The organism is Cryomorpha ignava, from assembly GCF_010686655.1.
Classification (GTDB): domain Bacteria; phylum Bacteroidota; class Bacteroidia; order Flavobacteriales_D; family Cryomorphaceae; genus Cryomorpha; species Cryomorpha ignava.
In genome coordinates, this window is sequence record NZ_JAAGVY010000145.1 from 1 (window position 1) to 690 (window position 690).

General features: G+C 36.8%; 1 protein-coding gene. It reads right to left on the bottom strand.

What is annotated here, in order from left to right; genetic code table 11:
• Nucleotides 1-131: 131 nt before the first annotated feature.
• Nucleotides 132-690 (bottom strand): hypothetical protein (locus G3O08_RS20805; protein ID WP_204336983.1); only part of this gene is annotated, 559 nt, incomplete at its 5' end.

A 690-nucleotide genomic window follows, 5' to 3' on the forward strand; every position in this document is an offset into this window, starting at 1 on the left:
AACGGCATGTATTAGCGTAGTGCGGGTTTTCGAAGTACTTACTTTCAATATACCGTAATCTTTGTTGCTTGAAAGATATTCATTTTTAGACGTTCAGCCCGCATTACGTGAATATAATGTTGGGGGTATTTCTATTTTTCTCCGAATTTGTTCAAGTTTAATTGTATGTAGTTCTGTGAGTCTGGCATGGACTCGGTCATAAAAAAAGTGAATTCAAGGGTGTCGGTTTTAGCACGAGTTCCAAGCTGATATTTCAAGTTGAATGTCGTGTCTGAATTAATCAATCCTTCGTAGTAATTCAGGTCGTAGTTACCTGCTCGATTGACATAATGTTCCATAAAAATACTGTCACCTTCTGTCCACCAAACACCCCACCCCCAGATGCCGTATTTTTTGTTTTCCTGGAAGAATATTGAGTCTGATTGAAGCTGATGAAGGTATGAACTGTTATCTGAAGTAGGGTTCTGATCATATGAGAAATTCATATGGAAATATCCGTTATCGAACAATACTAATGGCAGAAAGGATTTTTCCTGTTTCGCCATGAAAATCCCATGCGTTTTAAGAATCGGAATATTCCTATCATCGAGCTTGTTAATCGAGAGCTTATCCTTATTGTAGATTGTCACACATGAGGAAATGAGAAATGCTATTAATAAATATTGTATGACTAATGCACGTTTCATATTT